Annotated in this window: 14 protein-coding genes and 1 pseudogene; 5 read left to right on the top strand and 10 right to left on the bottom strand. The window is 66.6% G+C overall.

Features of this window, described 5'->3' with window-relative positions; all coding sequences use genetic code 11:
• Positions 1-166: 166 nt before the first annotated feature.
• From ACK4IU_RS13245 to ACK4IU_RS13235, 3 genes and pseudogenes are all read left to right on the top strand, one after another.
• On the top strand, positions 167-1,090 hold the full coding sequence (locus ACK4IU_RS13245) for a sugar-binding transcriptional regulator (protein ID WP_409735948.1): 924 nt from the start codon (positions 167-169) through the stop codon (positions 1,088-1,090).
• Entirely contained in the window at positions 1,087-1,944 is an 858-nt protein-coding gene (locus ACK4IU_RS13240; RefSeq protein WP_409735946.1) for a sugar phosphate isomerase/epimerase family protein, read from the top strand. The genes ACK4IU_RS13245 and ACK4IU_RS13240 overlap by 4 nt, the downstream gene beginning before the upstream one ends.
• Positions 1,945-2,273: 329 nt before the next feature.
• Positions 2,274-2,414 (top strand): annotated as a pseudogene (locus ACK4IU_RS13235) (IS5/IS1182 family transposase); the annotation flags it as partial.
• Positions 2,415-2,739: 325 nt separating this feature from the next.
• Here ACK4IU_RS13235 and ACK4IU_RS13230 read toward each other — a convergent pair.
• The 10 genes from ACK4IU_RS13230 to ACK4IU_RS13185 form a co-directional block, all read right to left on the bottom strand.
• Complete coding sequence (locus tag ACK4IU_RS13230) at positions 2,740-4,134, bottom strand: aspartate aminotransferase family protein (protein ID WP_409735944.1); 1,395 nt, start codon at positions 4,132-4,134, stop codon at positions 2,740-2,742.
• Between the two features lie 232 nt (positions 4,135-4,366).
• Positions 4,367-5,023, bottom strand: a complete 657-nt coding sequence (locus ACK4IU_RS13225; RefSeq protein WP_409735942.1) for a GntR family transcriptional regulator — start codon at positions 5,021-5,023, stop codon at positions 4,367-4,369.
• Between the two features lie 80 nt (positions 5,024-5,103).
• Positions 5,104-6,678: a glycoside hydrolase family 43 protein gene (locus tag ACK4IU_RS13220; RefSeq protein WP_409735940.1), complete on the bottom strand. Its 1,575-nt coding sequence runs from the start codon at positions 6,676-6,678 to the stop codon at positions 5,104-5,106.
• 99 nt (positions 6,679-6,777) lie between these two features.
• Positions 6,778-7,911, bottom strand: a complete 1,134-nt coding sequence (locus ACK4IU_RS13215) for a Gfo/Idh/MocA family protein (RefSeq protein ID WP_409735938.1) — start codon at positions 7,909-7,911, stop codon at positions 6,778-6,780.
• A gap of 12 nt (positions 7,912-7,923) precedes the next feature.
• A complete protein-coding gene (locus tag ACK4IU_RS13210; RefSeq protein ID WP_409735936.1) occupies positions 7,924-8,673 on the bottom strand; it encodes a sugar phosphate isomerase/epimerase family protein in 750 nt (249 codons plus the stop codon).
• A 14-nt stretch (positions 8,674-8,687) separates the two neighbouring features.
• Entirely contained in the window at positions 8,688-11,060 is a 2,373-nt protein-coding gene (locus ACK4IU_RS13205) for a beta-mannosidase (RefSeq protein ID WP_409735934.1), read from the bottom strand.
• Between the two features lie 3 nt (positions 11,061-11,063).
• On the bottom strand, positions 11,064-12,143 hold the full coding sequence (locus ACK4IU_RS13200) for an ABC transporter ATP-binding protein (RefSeq protein ID WP_409735932.1): 1,080 nt from the start codon (positions 12,141-12,143) through the stop codon (positions 11,064-11,066).
• Positions 12,144-12,146: 3 nt separating this feature from the next.
• Positions 12,147-13,055: a carbohydrate ABC transporter permease gene (locus ACK4IU_RS13195; protein WP_409735930.1), complete on the bottom strand. Its 909-nt coding sequence runs from the start codon at positions 13,053-13,055 to the stop codon at positions 12,147-12,149.
• The gene (locus tag ACK4IU_RS13190) at positions 13,048-13,878 is read right to left on the bottom strand and encodes a carbohydrate ABC transporter permease (protein ID WP_235019409.1); all 831 of its coding nucleotides are present in this window, start codon (positions 13,876-13,878) and stop codon (positions 13,048-13,050) included. The genes ACK4IU_RS13195 and ACK4IU_RS13190 overlap by 8 nt, the downstream gene beginning before the upstream one ends.
• A gap of 182 nt (positions 13,879-14,060) precedes the next feature.
• The gene (locus ACK4IU_RS13185; protein WP_409735926.1) at positions 14,061-15,284 is read right to left on the bottom strand and encodes an ABC transporter substrate-binding protein; all 1,224 of its coding nucleotides are present in this window, start codon (positions 15,282-15,284) and stop codon (positions 14,061-14,063) included.
• Positions 15,285-15,606: 322 nt separating this feature from the next.
• Between ACK4IU_RS13185 and ACK4IU_RS13180 the strand changes: the two genes are divergently transcribed.
• Together ACK4IU_RS13180 and ACK4IU_RS13175 are read left to right on the top strand one after the other, a co-directional pair.
• Positions 15,607-16,665, top strand: coding sequence for a LacI family transcriptional regulator (locus ACK4IU_RS13180; RefSeq protein ID WP_409735924.1), 1,059 nt, complete (start codon positions 15,607-15,609; stop codon positions 16,663-16,665).
• Complete coding sequence (locus ACK4IU_RS13175; protein WP_409735921.1) at positions 16,662-17,717, top strand: sugar phosphate isomerase/epimerase family protein; 1,056 nt, start codon at positions 16,662-16,664, stop codon at positions 17,715-17,717. Before ACK4IU_RS13180 ends, ACK4IU_RS13175 begins: the two co-directional genes overlap by 4 nt.
• The last annotated feature ends 181 nt before the right edge of the window (positions 17,718-17,898 follow it).

Raw genomic sequence — 17,898 nt, 5'->3', positions numbered from 1 at the left:
CCTTGGTTTCTGCACCTGCAATGCTGCGTCTGCAACTATGTGCAGCAATCGCACATTTGTTGATAGCCATTGACGAAGGACCGCGTCAAGTGGCTAGATGCCGGCGGTACGGCCGGGAACGGAGGGCGGGGCGCGCATGTCGGCGGGCGGCAGGGAAACGGACGACATGGTCCAGGCGACCTGGCTCTACCACATCGGCCAGATGAGCCAGGAAGAGGTCAGCCGCCGCATGGGCCTGTCGCGTTTCAAGGTGCTGCGGCTGTTGCAGGACGCGCGCGACCTGGGCCTTGTCCGCATCAGCATCGAGCATTGCACCACCGGCACGCTCGCGCTGGCCGACCGGCTGACGGAGCGTTTCGGCCTGACCGAGGCGATGGTGGCCCCCGATGCGGGCGAGGATCCCGCCGCCGGGCGGCGTGCGGTCGGGCAACTGGCCGCCGGCTGGCTGGCGCGGATCGGCCGCGAGGGGCGGCTGACCATCGGCATGGGATGGGGGCGCACCGTGGCGGCCATGGCCGATGCGCTGACCGGCCTGCGCAACCCCGATCTCTGCTTCGTGTCGCTGATGGGGTCGATGACCCACACCTCGGCCACTTCGCCCTTCGATGTCTGCGTGCGCCTCGCCGCGCTGACCGGGGCGCGGGCGGTCTTCCTGCCGGCCCCCTTCCTCGCCGACACGCCCGCGGATGCCGCGCTGATCCGCGGCCAGCGCCTGGTGCGCGAGGCGCTGGAGGCGGCGCGGGCAGCCGAACACATGGTGATCTCGGTGGGCGAATGCAACCCCGAGGCGCTGTTGCAATCCAGCGGCATCCTGACCCCGGACGAGGCCGCAGGGCTGATCGCCGTGGGCGCCGTGGCCGACACCACCGGCAAGTTCTTCGCCGCCGACGGCAGCCTCGCGCCCACCGAGTTGAACCTGCGCGCGCCTTCGATCGACCTCGACGACCTCTATCGGTCGGATGTGGTGGTGCTGTCGTCCGGCGCGGGCAAGGCCGCCGCGCTGCGCGCCGTGCTGGCGGCGGGTTTCGTCAACCGGCTGATCGTGGATGAGCCCCTCGCGCGGGCCTTGTTGCAGGAGGAAGCGGCATGAAAGGATTTGGCGTCCATACCTCGATGTGGACGATGGCCTGGGACCGGCCCGGCGCCGAGCGCGCGGTCAGCGCCTGCAAGGCGCTTGGCTTCGACTTCATCGAGATCGCACTTCTGTCGCCCGAGAAGGTGGACACCGCCCATTCCCGCGCCCTTCTGGAACGCGAGGGCATGCCCGCCGTCTGCTCGCTGGGCCTGCCCGAGGGCAAGCGCGCCTCCTCCGACCCCGAGGCCGCCATCGCCTTCCTGCGCCATGCGCTGGACCAGTGCGCCGCGATCGGGGCAGAGGCCCTGACCGGCGTCACCTATGGCGGGATCGGCGAACGCAGCGGCCAGCCCCCGACCGAGGCCGAACGCGACAATGTGGCCCGGGTCCTCACCGCCGCGGCCGCCCATGCCCGCAAGCACGGGATCGCCTTCGGGATCGAGCCGGTGAACCGCTACGAGAACCACATCCTCAACACCGGCTGGCAGGCGGTGCAGATGATCGAGAAGGTGGGGGCAGACAACATCTTCATCCACCTCGATACCTACCACATGAACATCGAGGAACGCGGCATGGCGCTTGGCATCCTCGATGCCGGGCCGCACCTGCGCTATATCCACCTGTCCGAAAGCGACCGTGGCACGCCGGGGGAAGGCAACGTGCGCTGGGACGAGGTCTACGGGGCGCTACGGGCGGTGGGCTTCACCGGCGGGCTGGCGATGGAAAGTTTCATCGACATGCCACCCGAGGTGTCCTTCGGCCTGTCGGTCTGGCGCCCGGTCGCCGAAAGCCGCGACGTGGTGCTGGAACGCGGCCTGCCCTTCCTGCGCAACAAGGCGCGGCAATACGGGCTGTGGCCTCGGGCATAAGGCTGTCTGGCACAAGACGCGGAAGAACCGACAGGCACAGCCCGGGCGCAATGCAGCCCAGGCGGGCGGCCGGCGGCAGGACCATGACCGCCCGCCAGGCCTCCCGCGCAGCCGCTCGACAACCCGGCGCACCTGACCTTGCAACGCCCGCGCCGCTGCTGTCGGCCCCCTCCCCGGCGGTCTGTGCAGGGACGGATCGTCGACGAACCTGTCGCGCAGTCGCCTCATCGACCGGCTGATCGCCAAGTGCGCCAGGCCCGCCTCTGCCGCCACCTCCGCAGAGTTACGGTGACGCATGAGACAGGGGATCAACGGAAGCAACGCCAGATCTGGCTGCCCGAGGTGCGGCAGCGATCATGCCGCCTCGCAGGAATGTCGGCCCCTGGAGATCCGACACCGCCGGGTCGATCGCGCTCAATAAGACCTCGCACCGGTCGAAGCGCGTTGGTCGAACCATCTGGCGACGATGGCGAGCGGCCAGCCCGTCACCGGTCCGGGAGCGGCCCCAAACGATATCACCGGCAAGATCGTGCAGAACCCAAGATGCGTTGAGTTGAACCTCTCGACCAGGACTCTCCGCGAGCGACTTGGACCGTCAGGTCGCCGAGACCCGGCTCAGTGACATTCGCAGGCCCACTCGACCGGGTGACTTTCGCCTGCTCGTCCCCGAGCAGCTTCACCGCCACAGACTTCCCGTCAAAAGGATCGCGGGATGGGTCTGTCCGGGGAAAGGGGGCGTCCGGCATTCCGTCATTTCGGGCAGCGGAGCCCGTCGGGCCTGCCGGACGTGCGGCTTCAGGCCTCGGCCCAGAGCCCTTCGTCACGAACGATCTTATAGGCCTCGTCGAGCGACTTGCGGGCGCGCTCGATCAGCACGTCGATCTCTTCTGGCTTGATCACCAGCGGCGGGGCGATGATCATCCGGTCGCCGACATGGCGCATGATCAGGTTGTTGGCAAAGCAGCGCTCGCGGGTCTTGTAGCCCACGGTCCCGGCCTCGGACGCGAACTTCGCCCGCTTGGCCTTGTTCGGGGTCAGCGCGATGGAGCCCATGAGGCCCACCAGCTTGGCCTCGCCCACCATCGGATGGTCGGTCAGCGCCTCCCAGCGTTCCTTGAGGTAAGGATGCGCCACGTTCCGCACATGCTCGACGATCTTCTCGTCCTGCATGATCCGCAGGTTCTCCAGCGCGACGGCACAGGCGACCGGGTGGCCGGAATAGGTGTAGCCGTGGAAGAACTCCCCCGCCCCGCCGACGACATTCGCCACCTCGTCGCAGACGATGCTGCCCCCGATCGGCGCATAGCCCGACGACAGGCCCTTGGCGATGGTCATGATATGCGGCTTGATGTCGAAGGTCTGAGACCCGAACCAGTTGCCGGTGCGCCCGAACCCGGTGATGACCTCGTCCGCAATCAGCAGGATGCCATACTTGTCGCAGATGCGCTGGATTTCCGGCCAGTAGGTCCTGGGCGGCACGATCACGCCGCCCGCGCCCTGGATCGGCTCGCCGATGAAGGCGGCCACGTTGTCGGGCCCGACCTCGAGGATCTTCTTCTCCAGTTCCTGCGCCCGGGCGAGGCCGAATTCGTCCTCGGACATGTCGCCGCCCTCGCCCCACCAGTAGGGCTGGTCGATATGCTCGATCCCGTCGATCTTGCCGCCGTGCGCGTGGATCGGCTTCATGCCCCCAAGGCTGCCCCCGCCCATGGTCGAGCCATGATAGCCGTTCCACCGCGCGATGATGGTCTTGCGCCAGGGCTTGCCCATCACGTCCCAGTAGCGCCGCACCAGACGGATGTTGGTGTCGTTCGCTTCCGACCCCGAGCCCGCGAAGAAGACGTGGTTCAGATCGCCCGGCGCCAGCTTCGCGATCTCGGCCGCCAGCGCGATGGCCGGCACATGGGTGGTCTGGAAGAAGGTGTTGTAATAGGCCAGCTCCTCCATCTGCCGCGCCGCGACCTGGGCCAGTTCCTTGCGGCCATAGCCGATGTTCACACACCAGAGCCCCGCCATCCCGTCGATGATCCGGTTGCCCTCGCTGTCGGTCAGCCAGACGCCCTCGCCCCGGGTGATGACCCGCGCGCCCTTGGCCGCCAGCCCCGCCTTGTCGGTGAAGGGATGGAAATGGTGCGCCGCGTCCAGCCGCTGCAACTCGGCCGTGGGCATGTGGTTGGTGATCATGTTCATGGGCAGACCTCGCGGGAATCGGCAGGGCCTAATGCCCCGTCTTGCTCACAGGATATGATCAAACACGCCGGCGTTCAAGAAATTTGATCAAATTTGTCCGCTAGCTATCTTCATTTGCCCTTTTCTCAAATACTCCGGGGGTTTGGGGGCAGCGCCCCCATGCCCGAGGAGGAGGCGCAGGCCGACGACGAGAGGAAAGCCTCGCGCCGCAAGGCGCTCAATTCGACAGCCGTCAATGCCCCTCGGCCAGCGCCTGCCGGACGTGATCCACGCCCTGCTGGATGTCTTCCCTGATGGCCCGCGCCAAAGCCTGCGCATCCCCCGCCCGCATTGCCGCCAGCGCCTCGCGGTGGAGGTCGGGTGCCGCCTCGCGGCCGTAGCGGTCGATCACCGCCCGCAGGCTCGGCCCGGCCCGCAGCCACAGGGACCGCGCGAGGTCCAGAAGCACCGGGGCCTCCGCCGCCTCGTAGAGCGCGAAGTGGAAGGCATGGTTCGCCGCGAGGTAATCCGGCAGCTTGCCTGCCTCGATCGCCCGGTTCACCGCCCCGTCGATTGCCTCCAGCCGGTCGATCTGCGCCTCGGTCAGCCTGGGCGCCGCCAGTTCCGCCAGCTTCGGCTCGATCGCCAGCCGCGCGAAGGCCACCTGTTCCAGCATCTCCGCCGAAAGTTCCGGCACCGCCACGCGCCGGTTCCCCTGCGGCAGAAGCGCGCCCTCCGCCGTCAGCCGCCGGATCGCCTCGCGCACCGGGGTCATGCCGGCGCCCAGATCCGCAATCAGTCCCTGGATCGTCACCGGGGCGCCCGGCGCCAGGTGCCCGAACAGGATCATGTCGCGCAGCCGCGCATAGGTGACCTCGTGGCTTGGGATCTTGCGGGTGTCGGCGTCCATCGGGGCTCCCTTCGGCTTCGCCCTTTATGACGCCATCCAACCGGCAATCAAGAGTTGATCAAATCCGCCCGCGCAATTCCTCAATCCGCTTTGGGCGCATAGCGGAAGCGGGTCACATCCGCCGTCCAGCCCTGCCCCGTCAGGTCATGCGCGACCACGCCCACGAAGGCGCCGGTGAAGCTTGCATGCTCTCCCCGCCCGCCCTCGTCCGACACGACCGAGGCATCCAGTTCCGGCCCGACCCCCACCCCGTTCACGCGGAACCGCTGCACCGCGCGATCGACCGAGACCCCCAGCGTCACCTTGCCCTCGGCCACCGGGAACCGCCCGTGGAAGGTCAGCGCCTCGCCCGGCCAGTCGCCGAGGCAGGAGACCAGCGTCACCACCCGCTCACCCCCCTCGCGCGTGACCAGCGCCGCATGGAACTTGTGCCGGTTATAATAGGTGATCAGCCCCGCGGCCCGCTGCCAGTTGGGCGGGTCGGCCACGACCTCGCACTCCGCCTCGTAGGAGGGCTCGTCCTGCCGCCGCGCCACCAGCGACTGCTCGAACCAGGACCCCAGGCTTTCCCGCCCGATCAGTCGCAGGGCGCTGCCGGTCATGCGGAAGATCCGTTCCGGCTCGGGCGTGCGCAGCCACTGGAAATCCGGCGGCAGGGCCGCGCCAGTGAAATCATGCTCCACGGGACCGGGCACGACCCGCTCCACCGGCAGATCGACCGTGGTCGGCGGCAGCATGCCCCCGTCCTTCAGCCAAAGCCAACCATCGCGCCAGACGACCTCGGCCAGCCCCGTCTCGCGCCCCGTCGCGCAGAACAACCCGCGCGGACCCTTCTGCGGCCGCCCGCAGAGGAAGGAATGCCAGAACCGCCCGTCGTGGCCTTCGACATACTGACCATGCCCCATCCGCTGGATCGGGTTTTCCGGGTTGAAGCGCGCGGTGATCACATGCTTCTGCGGATGCGTCTCGTAAGGCCCCCGGATGTCCCGCGACCGCGCCAGCGTGACCGCATGGTCATAGCCCGTCCCGCCCTCGGCCGTGGACAGGTAGTAGTATCCGTCATGCCAGAACAGATGCGGCGCCTCGGTCAGCCCGAGGTCGGTGCCGGTATAGATCGTCGTCACCTCGCCCAGCAGACCCTTCTCCGGGTGCCATTCCTGCAACTCGATCCCGTCGAACAGGTCGTTGGCCGGGTTCAGCCCCGTCCCCTTGCCGCGATGGTTCCAGCGCATGTTGACGAACCACTTGCGCCCGTCGCGGTCGTGGAAAAGCGACGGATCGAAGCCCGAGGAATTGACATAGGTCGGGTCCGACCACTCGCCGTCCACCGTCTCGCAGGTGACGATGTAGTTGTGCGCGTCCTTGAAGGCGCCATCCAGCCGCTTGACGTCGGTGTAGACCAGCCAGAACTTCCCGTCCGCCCAGGACAGGCAGGGTGCCCAGATCCCGCAGCTGTCGGGGTTGCCGCGCATGTCCAGCTGCTTCGCCCGCCGCAACGGACGCGCCACCAGCCGCCAGTTCACCAGGTCGCGGCTGTGGTGGATCTGCACCCCCGGATACCATTCGAAGGTCGAGGTCGCGATGTAATAGTCCTCGCCCACGCGGCAGAAGCTCGGGTCGGCATTGAAGCCGCGGATCACGGGGTTTTCCAGCATCGTCAACCTCTTGTCATGGATACGGGCGGAGGGACCCCTCAATCCCCCCGCCCGTGACGACCCGACCGGCAGGGAGGTGCCGGGCACACGGGCCGGTTCTCAGCGCAGAAGCGCCCGCGCCTCCGCGGGCGAGAGCGCCGCCGGCCGGGTGCAGTTGGTGGTCAGGGTGATAAACTCCCCCGTCTCACCCGATTTCAGGCAGGCGGTCATCACATCCACCCCGTGCAGGGTCCGCTCCAGCGAGCAGCGCGCATCGCGGCCCTCTTGCAGCGCCGCCACCATGTCGGCCAGGCCCGCGGTGCGGTAGTTCGCCAGCGGACCGCGCTGCGGATGCTCCTGGTTCGGCACGCCGAAGGGGTGATCCCAGGGCGCGACCTCGGTCAGGTTGCCCGCGCGGTCCGCCACCTCGACCGTGCCCCCGAAGAAGTTCGGGTCGGGGACATAGAGCGTGCCCTCGGTGCCGTAAAACTCGAAATGGTTGCGCTTGTGGTGCCAGACGTCCCACGAGGTCGTCAGGTTCACCACCGCGCCGTTGTGGAACTCCAGCAGCGCGTGGATGTTCGTCGGCGTCTTTACCGGGATCTGCTGCCCCGCCCGCGCGCCCGAGCCGATGGTGCGGGTCGGTGTGGCCGATGAGGTGATCGCGCCCACCCGTTTCACCGGGCCGAGGAAGTTGATCAGGTTCGCCACATAATAGGGCCCGAGGTCCAGCATCGGCCCCGCCCCCGGCAGGAAGAAGAACTCGGGGTTCGGGTGCCAGCCTTCCGGCCCGTGGTTCTGAACGCAGGCGACCGCCGTGGTGATCGTGCCGACCTTGCCCTCGTCGATCAGCGCCCGGGCCTGCTGATGCGCCCCGCCCAGGAACGTGTCCGGCGCGCAGCCGACCGCGAGCCCCTTCGACGCCGCAAGATCGCGCAGGGTCTTGCCCTCTTCCAGCGTCAGGACCAGCGGCTTTTCCGAATACGCGTGCTTGCCCGCCTCGAGGATCCGTTTCGTCACCGGATAATGCGCCTCGGGGATGGTCAGGTTGATGACAACGTCCACGTCCCTGTTGGCCAGCAGGTCATCGACGCCTTGGGCTCTCACGTTGAACTCCTCGGCCCGCGCTTTTGCCGCCTCCATGTTCACGTCGGCGACGGCCCGCACCTCCAGTCCCTTGAACAGCGGCGCCAGCCGCAGATAGGCGCTGGAGATGTTGCCCGCCCCGATTATCCCGATCCCAAGATTTGCCATTTTTCCTCTTCCTCAGAAAGCTTTGGCCGAAGCGATCGACCGGGTTGCGAACCGCGCGTCGTCCTTCGGATTGTCGTGTTCCATGACGAAGTGCCTGACCCCGATCCTGCGCAGTGCGGCCATGATCGTTTTCCAGTCCACCGTGCCGTGACCCACGTCAGACCAGCCGTCCTCGTCCCTGTTCTCCCCGGCCGGGGCGATGTCCTTCACATGCGCCGCGGTGATGCGGTCCTTGTATTTCTCGATCCAGGCGAGCGGGTCCGCGCCACCCCGGATGACCCAGGCCACGTCCATCTCCCATTCCAGCCCCGGCCCGCCCTCGAAGATGCGGTCCTGCGGCATCGACCCGTCGGCCAGGGCCTTGAACTCGAAGTCGTGGTTGTGCCAGCCGAACCCGTAACCGGCGGCCTTGTAGGGCGCACCCGCCTTCTGCAGCCGCGCGCCGAAGGCCTTCCACCCCGCTGCATCGGTCGGGCGGTCGTCAGGCATGATGTAGGGGCAATACAGCCGCTCCATCTTCAGCGCCTTGGCGATGCCGAGGACCTTGTCCACCTCGGTCTCCAACTGCTGCAGGCCGAAATGCCCCGTGGGCATCGTCAGCCCCGTGGCCTTCAGGCCCTCCGCCGTCGCCGCGACCGCCGCATCGTCGGCGTAAAGCGCGCCATAGCCTTCGACGCCGGTGTAACCCGCCTTCGAGACCATCTCGAAGGTCCGCGACATCGGCGGGAAGTTGCGCGAGGAGTAAAGCTGATAGCTGAACATGGGGGGTCCTTTCGTCAGCCGCCATAGGTGGCGGAATGGAGATCGCGGAGGGTGAAGGTCGGGACCGCCGAGGCATCCTCGGGGGTGAAGGTGATCGTGGCCGGATGGCCCGGAAACAGGGTCACGGCGTTGGTGGAGAAGCGGCCCGGAACTTCAGATTCTACCGCAACAAACGGGGCGAGTACCTTGACCTGCACCGTCAATTTCCACAGGTCGCCTTCGCGCCGGATATCCGCCGTCAGGCCCGAGGGCAGAAGATCATAGGCCTTCCAGGGCTGCGGCGCATGGACATCCCCGCCCTGCGCATCGCCCGACCAGGTGAAGGCCAGCACCTCGCCCGCCCCCAGCGCCTCGGCCGCCAGCGTCAGCACCGGCACGGCAGCATCGGTCGGAACCGTGACCGTCGTCTGCGCCAGCTGCCGTGTCGTCCCGTCCATCGCCGCCGCGTTGGCTGTCACGGTGATCGTCACCGGCCCCGCCCGGTCGTTCACCGCCCGCAACTCGACGCCCCCGTCCTTCGGCACCGCCGTCACCAGGACCGGCGCATAGAACCGCGCGGCCATGTGATGCAGCAGCTTCCAGTTCCCGCCGTGATCCAGGCTTGCCCAGGAACAGACCGGCCAGGTGTCGTTCAGCTGCCAGTAGAGCGTCCCCTGGCAATGCGGCTTGAGGCTGCGCCAATGCGTCACCGCCGTCTTGATCGCCAGGGCCTGCTGGACCTGGGAGACGTAGACGAAGTTCGGGAAATCCACCGGAAAGCGGAAATAGCGGAACACCGTCTCGGCGATCCGCGCATTGCCGCCGGGGTTCTTCTGGTGGCTCTCCATCACCGGGCTGGCGATGTTCCAGTCGGCCGCGTCGGCAAACCGCCGGATCGCCGACAGCGAGGGGTAGGACTGGAAGCCGAATTCCGAACAGAACCGGGGGCTTACGTCCCGATAATGGTCGAAGTCGCGCCCCTCGTGCCAGACGCTCCAGAAATGCATGTCGCCCGACGAGTCGTCATGCCACGCGTCGCCGAAGGCCAGCGGCCCCGGGCTTGGCGAGGACGGCCACCAGTTCGCCCCCGGCAGCGTGTCCAGAAGCGCCGCCTCGACCGTGCGATTCAGCCGGTCGTAGTTCACCAGATAGCGGTCGCGATCCTTCCGGCTTTCGGGGAACCAGGTCAGCGCCCCGATCAGCTCGTTGTCGCCGCACCAAAGGGCGATGCAGGCGTGGTGGCTGATCCGGCCGACCACGTCGCGGACCTCGGCATCGACCTCGGCAAGGAACTCCGGCGTGGACGGATAGAGATGGCAGGCAAACATGAAGTCCTGCCAGACCATCAGCCCCAGTTCGTCGCAAAGGTCGTAGAACCAGTCCGGCTCATACCGCCCGCCGCCCCAGATGCGGATCATGTTCATGTGCGCATCGACCGCCGATTGCAGCAGCCCCCGCACGCCTTCGGGCGTGATCCGCCCGAACAGCGCATCCGCCGGGATCCAGTTCGCCCCCTTGGCAAAGACCGCGCGACCGTTGACCTGCACACCAAAGGACCGCCCCGCCGCATCCGGCTCGGACACAAGCTTCATGTCCCGCAGACCGATCCGCTTGACCACCTTCGCCCCGCCGCCAGTCAGCACCAGGTCATGCAGCACCTGCGCGCCCTGACCTGCCGGCCACCACAACACCGGGTTCGGGATCACCAGCGACAGCTCCGCAACGCCATCCGTGACGCGCGCGATCTGCGTGACTCCACAAAGACTTGCCGTCACATCCTCAGACGTCGCATGAACCTTCAGCCGCACTTCCACGCGGCCCTCGGAGTGCACCTGATCCACCAGCACATCGCCGATCCGCGGCCCCACCGGCTCCAGCCGGACGCAGCCCGACACCCCGAAGATGCCGAGGGCAATGTTCCAGTCCCAGCCGAAGTCGCACTGCTGTTTGCGCAGCATGTTGTTGAAGGCAATCGCCCCGTTCACCTGCTGATAGGGGATCGGAAACGGCATCCGCGCCGCCCGCACCAGCGCCTCGCGCACCGGAGAGCGGAAGTGGATCTCCACCGCGTTCTCCCCGGCCTTCAGCGCCGAAGACACGTCCACCCGCCAGCGCCGGTGCACATTGGCCGCCGACAGGACAGGAACCCCGTTCAGCCGCACCTCGGCCACGGTGTCCAGCCCCTCGACCACCAGGTCCGAGGGCTGGCCGTCATGCACAAAGACCCGCCGCGCAACCCAGTCGCGCTCGCTGACCCATCGGCACTCATACTCGTTCCGGCCCCAGTAGGGCTCGGGGATCACACCCGCCTTCACAAGCGCGGAAACCCCGTCGCCGGGCAGGTCGAAGGCCACGACATGGGCGCCGCTTTCATCCGAAAGCGTCCAGCACCCCGCCAGATCGAGCATGGTTCAGATCCTCTGTTCCGTCTTCGCGTCGAAGAGCGAGGCCTTGGGGATATCGAGCCCCAGATGCACCTTCGTTCCCGCGGGGATCCGGCCCTCGACCGGCACTCGCACGCTCATGTTCGTCCCTTCGGCCTTCAGCCACAAAAGGCTGTCGGCGCCCAGGTTCTCGTCGATCTCGACCTCGGCCGGGATCGAGGGACCGGCCGGGGGCGTGGTGGAGACGGTGATATGCTCGGGACGGACGCCGAGGATCGCATCGTCGCGCTCCAGCACCGCGCCGCCGTCATAGCCGGACAGGTCGATCTTCGTCGCGCCGAACTGGAAGGCGCGGCCGCCGTCCACCGTGCGGCCCTTCAGGAAGTTCATCGACGGCGAGCCGATGAAGCCCGCCACGAACAGGTTCGCCGGGCGGTTGTAGATTTCCAGCGGCGCGGCAAGCTGCTGGATCACGCCGCCCTTCATCACCGCGATCCGGTCGGCGAGCGTCAGCGCCTCGATCTGGTCGTGGGTCACATAGACCATGGTGTTGCCCAGCTGGTTGTGCAGGCGCTTGATCTCGACCCGTAACTCGCTGCGCAGCTTGGCGTCCAGGTTCGACAGGGGTTCGTCGAACAGGAACACGTCCACGTCCCGCACCAGCGCCCGCCCGATGGCCACCCGCTGCCGCTGCCCGCCCGAAAGGGCCGCCGGCTTGCGGTCCAGCAGCGGCTGGATCTGCAGGATCTCGGCCGCGCGCGCGATGCGCTTGTCGATCTCGGCCTGCGGCACCCGGGCGTTCTTCAGGCCGAAGCTCAGGTTCCCCCGCACGGTCATCTGCGGATAGAGCGCATAGGACTGGAAGACCATCCCGATCCCCCGGTCCGAAGGCTCGGCCCAGGTGACGTTCCTGCCCTTGATCCAGATCTGCCCGTCGGTGATGTCGAGAAGCCCCGCCAGGCAGTTGAGCAAGGTCGATTTCCCGCAGCCCGAAGGCCCCAGCAACACCACGAACTCGCCCTCCTCGACATTCAGGTTCATGTTCTTCAGCACCGAGACCGAGCCGAAGTTCAGCGTCAGGTCCTTGACTTCAATCGAATTTCCCATGTGTCAGCCTTTCACGGCACCGGCGGCGATACCGCGCACGAAGAGTTTGCCAGAGACGAAGTAGACGATCAGCGGCACCAGGCCCGTCAGCAGGGTCGCGGCCATGTTGACGTTGTATTCCTTCACCCCCTGGACGGAGTTGACGATGTTGTTCAGCTGGACCGTCATCGGGTAGTAGGCGGGCTTGGTGTAGATCACGCCGAACAGGAAGTCGTTCCAGATCCCCGTCACCTGCAGGATCAGCGCCACCACGAAGATCGGCAGGCTCATCGGCAGCATGATGCGGAAATAGATGCCCCAGAACCCCGCGCCATCGACGCGCGCGGCCTTGAACAGTTCCTCCGGGATCGAGCTGAAGTAGTTGCGGAACAGAAGCGTCAGGATCGGCATGCCGAAGATCGAATGCACGATCACCAGACCCCAGAGCGATCCGTAAAGCCCCGCCTCGCGCAGAAGGATCACGATCGGATACAGCATGATCTGGTAGGGGATGAAGGACCCGAAGATCAGGATGGTGAAGAAGATGTCCGATCCCTTGAACTTCCAGTTGATCAGCGCGTAGCCGTTCACCGATGCGATGGCGATCGACAGGATCACCGAGGGCACGGTGATGATGACGCTGTTCCAGAACCCGCGGCTGAGGCCGTCGCAGTTCAGGCCGGTGCAGGCCTCGGACCAGGCCTTGACCCAGGGCTGGAAGGTGATCTCGACCGGCGGGGCGAAGATGTTGCCCAGCCGCACTTCGGGCATGCCCTTCAGGCTGGTCATCACCATCACCCAGAGCGGCAGGAGGTAATAGAGGCAGACCACGATCAGGATGCCGTAGAGCATGATGTTGCGCGGGCTGAGCGCGCGCTTGGGCCTCGCGCCGCGCGGGCCGGTCATGGCGGAACTCATCGAGATGTCAGCCATGCTTCTTGCCTCCGAATTCCAGATAGGCCCAGGGGATCAGCACGATCAGCACGCTGAGCAGCATCATGGTCGAGGCCGCGAAGCCCTGGCCAAGGTTCTGCGCCTGGAACATGTAGTCATAGACATACATCGCCGGCACCTGACTGGCGTTGCCGCCAGGCCCGCCCGAGGTCATGGCGACCACCAGGTCGTAAAGCCGGATGATCCCGCTCGCGACGATGACCAGCGTGGTGATGAAGACCGGCCGCATCATCGGGATCACCACGACCAGATAGGTCTTCCAGGTCGGGATCCCGTCCACCCGCGCGGCCTTCCATATGTCCTCGTCGATGCCGCGCAGGCCCGCCAGCATCAGGCACATGACGAACCCCGTGCCCTGCCAGAGACCCGCGATCAGCAGGCCATACAGCACCGTCTGCGGATTGTTCAGCGGGTCGAAGCTGAAGCTCGTCCAGCCCAGGTCGCGCACCACGCCCTCGATCCCGAACTGCGGGTTCAGGATCCACTGCCAGACCAGCCCCGTCACGATGAAGGAGAGCGCGAAGGGATACAGCATGATGGTGCGGAACGTGTCCTCGAAGCGGATCTTCTGGTCCATCAGCACCGCCAGCAGGAAGCCCATCGCGATGGTGAAGACCAGCGACATCACCCCGTAGAACATCAGGTTCTCGATCGAGACCAGCCAGCGGTTCTGCGACCAGAGCCGTTCGTACTGGTCCAGCCCCACCCAGCGCAGCCGGGGCAGGAGCTTGGAGTCGGTGAAGGAATAGACGACGGTCCAGATCGTGCCGCCGACAAAGACCACCAGGGCCGTCGCGATCATCGGGATCGCCGCGATCTTGGCGCTGATGTTGCGGGTCCACCGCGGTCGCGGCCTGGCCGCGGATGCTGTGCGGATTGCGTCCGCCTCGCTGCTGGCTGACATCGGTCCCTGCCCCCCTTTTGACTGTCAGGTGCGAAAAGGGGCCGCCCGCTACCGGGCGACCCCCTGTCGTCAAGTCAGTCTCAGAGACCCGATTTCAGGTTCTCGACCCATTTCGCATGGGCGTCTTCCGGCGACATGTCGGACTTCCAGAACTCGACCATCAGGTCCTCGTTCAGCTTCTGCACGTCCGGCGACCAGACCATGTCGCCCGAGGGAACGATGTTGCCGCCGGCGAGGATCTCCAGACCCTTCTTCATGCAGTCGTTGGCGGCCGCCATGTCGATGTCGCCGCGGATCGGCAGCGAGCCCTTCTTCAGGTTGAAGGCGACCTGAACCTCGGGGCTGACCAGAAGCGCAGCCAGGCGCTTCTGCGCGGCTTCCTTCTCGGGGTCGTTCAGTTTCGGGAAGTAGAAGGCGTCGCCGCCGGTCGAGATGTACTGGTTCAGGCCCAGGCCCGGCAGGCAGGTATAGTCCTTGCCGGCGACCTTCTCGGCCACCTGGAACTCGCCCTGCGCCCAGTCGCCCATGATCTGGCCGGCCGCGTCGCCGTTGATCACCATGGCCGTCGCCTGGTTCCAGTCCTGCACGTTCGACCCGCGCGCCAGTTCGCGGGCATCGGCCGCGGCCTTGAACACGGCCGCATATTCCGGGCCGGCCGCCACGTCCATGTTCTTGTCCACGTTCACGGCCTTCCAGGCGTCAAGCCCGGCCACGGCGATCTGCATCGCGCCGAAGGCGAGGTTCGACTGCCAGGGCTGGTTGCCCAGAGCCAGCGGGATCTTGCCCGCCTCGCGCACCTTCGGAGCGGTGGCGACGAACTCGTTCCAGTTGGTCGGAACCGGAATGCCCAGATCCTCGTAGATCTTGTTGTTCAGCCACAGCCATTCGGGCGAGTGGATGTTCACCGGCGCACAGTAGATCTTGCCGTCCACGGTGCAGGCGTCCAGAAGGCTCGGCGGATAGACGATCTCTTTCCAGTTGTTCGCCTCGGCCACGTCGGTCAGGTCCAGCATCAGCCCGGCCTCGACCAGTTCCAGCGCCTGCTGGCCGTGGTTGAACTGGGTGGCGCCCATCGGGTCGCCGCCGGTGATGCGCGAGATCATGATCGGACGCGCGGTGCCGCCGCCGCCCGCGATGGCGCCGTCGATCCACTTGTCGCCGCTCGCGTCGAAGGCCTTGGCCAGTTCGGCCACGGCCGCCGCTTCCCCGCCCGAAGTCCACCAGTGGGTGACCTCAAGCTCGGTGGCCATGGCGGGCATTGCCACGGACATCGCCAGAAGCGCCGTCATCCTGGAAAATTTCATACCGTTCCTCCCGGTTTCTAAAACGTTATAGAATTAGCCTATAACGTTATAGTTTTGCCGATCAACTGATCTTTTCGCTTGTCGCGCCCTGTGACACAAGTTTTCATGAGGGGGTGATCTGCGCCATTCCGCGCGGAATTCATCGGGTGAACTGGGGCAATGCCGCACTGCCGAAACAGCGTGAAACCCCTTGCCGGACGGGCGCTTCCCGGCACCGGAGCGTCCGGTAGCGCTGCATCTGCAAAGGGGACTGCCAACAGCGAATCACCTTCCGGGATTCGCCGGGGCCACATGGCCCGGCGCTCAGCCAACGGAGGCTGCGATGGCCGCCATCCCTGAACCCGCTGTCGCTGATTCGGACACCCGCCCGACGCTCAAGACGATCGCAGCCGCCACCGGCCTCGCCATTGCGACCGTCAGCCGGGCGCTGAAGGACGCCCCCGACATCGGCGAGGAGACCAAGCGCCGCGTGCGCGAGACGGCCGCGCTGCTCGGTTACCGACCGAACCGCGCCGGTGTGCGCCTGCGCACCGGCAAGACCAATGTGATCGCGTTGGTTCTGTCGACCGAAACCGACATCATGAATCACACCTCGCGCCTGATCTATTCGATCGCCAACGCCTTGCGTGGCACGGCCTACCACCTGGTCGTCATGCCCTTCTTCCCCGACCAGGACCCGATGGAGCCGATCCGCTACATCGTGGAAACCGAAAGCGCCGATGGCATCATCCTGAACCAGACCAAAGAGGACGACCCCCGCATCCGCTACATGCACGAACACGGCTTTCCCTTCGCCGCGCATGGCCGGACCGCAATGGGCATCGACCACCCCTTCTTTGATTTCGACAACGAGGCCTACGGCCGGCTTGGCGCCCGGACGCTGGCGGAACGCGGGCGGCGGCGTCTGCTCCTGGTCCCGCCGCCGCGCGCGCACATGTATGCCCGGCACATGACCTTCGGCTTTTCGGACGAGGCGGCGCTGCTCGGCGTCCCCTTCGAGGTGGCCGAGGGCGTGACTTCCGACAGCGGCGGCGAGGCGGTCGAGGCCGCGATAACCGCGCGCTTCTCGCAGCCCAATCCGCCCGACGGGATCCTGGTCGGATCGACCACCGCCGCCATGGCCGCCATCGCCGGGGCAGAACGCACGGGTCGCGTCCTGGGCCGGGATTTCGACCTGGTGGCGAAGGAAGCCATCGCCGTCCTGCGCCGGTTCAGGCAGGATGTGCTGATCGTGCGCGAGGATGTGGGGCGGGCCGGCGAATTCCTGGCCCGCGCCCTGGTGGCCGAGATCGACAAGCGCGACTGGGCCGAACGGCAGGGGCTGGAAGTCCCGGTCAAGGTGGAACAGGGCCGCCCGGCCCGGATGGGAGGAACGCAATGAAGACGATGAAGGGGCCGGCGCTGTTCCTGGCGCAGTTCGCCGGGGATGCTGCACCGTTCAACTCGTGGGGATCGATCACGAAATGGGCGGCCGACTGCGGCTATGTGGGCGTGCAGGTGCCGTCCTGGGACGGGCGGCTCTTCGACCTCGAGAAAGCGGCGGCGTCGAAGGACTATTGCGACGAGGTCAAGGGCGTCGCGGCCGAGGCGGGGCTGGAGGTGACCGAGCTTTCCACCCATCTCCAGGGCCAGCTCGTGGCCGTGCATCCGGCCTACGACACGGCCTTCGACGGCTTTGCCGCGCCCGCCGTGCGCGGCAATCCCAAGGCGCGGGCCGAATGGGCCGTCGATCAGGTGAAGAAGGCACTGACCGCGAGCCGGAACCTCGGGCTGACTGCGCATGCCACCTTCTCGGGCGCGCTCGCCTGGCCCTATCTCTACCCCTGGCCGCAGCGTCCGGCGGGGCTGGTGGAAGAGGCCTTCGACGAGCTTGCCCGGCGCTGGACCCCGATCCTGAACCATGCCGAGGAGATGGGCGTCGATGTCTGTTACGAGATCCATCCCGGCGAGGACCTGCACGACGGCGTCACCTACGAGATGTTCCTCGACCGCGTGAAGGGCCACAGGCGCGCCAACATGCTCTATGATCCCAGCCACTATGTGCTGCAGCACCTGGACTATCTGGAGCACATCGACATCTACCACGACCGGATCCGCATGTTCCACGTCAAGGATGCCGAGCTGAACCCGACCGGGCGGCAGGGCGTCTATGGCGGGTTCCAGTCCTGGGTGAACCGCGCGGGCCGCTTCCGGTCCCCGGGCGACGGGCAGGTGGATTTCGGGGGGATCTTCTCGAAGCTCACGCAGTACGGCTATGACGGCTGGGCGGTGGTGGAATGGGAATGCTGCCTGAAGCACCCCGAGGACGGCGCGCGGGAGGGAGCGGCCTTCGTCGCGGCCCATATCATCCGGGTGACCGAGAAGGCCTTCGACGATTTCGCCGATGCCGGGACCGACCGCGCCGCCAACCGGCGGATGCTGGGGCTTGACTGACAGGGCGGACCGGGGGGCCAGCCCCCCGGAACCCCCGGGATATTTCTGGACAGATGAAAGACGAGACGAGGTAAGCCATGCCCATCGACGCCGCCCATACCGCCCGCCCCGAACGCCTGCGCCTTGGCATGGTGGGCGGGGGACGTGACGCCTTCATCGGCGCGGTCCACCGCATCGCCGC

It is taken from the genome of Tabrizicola flagellatus, from assembly GCF_046295235.1.
GTDB classification, from domain to species: domain Bacteria; phylum Pseudomonadota; class Alphaproteobacteria; order Rhodobacterales; family Rhodobacteraceae; genus Tabrizicola; species Tabrizicola flagellata_A.
This window is presented reverse-complemented; position numbering and strand designations above follow the sequence as displayed.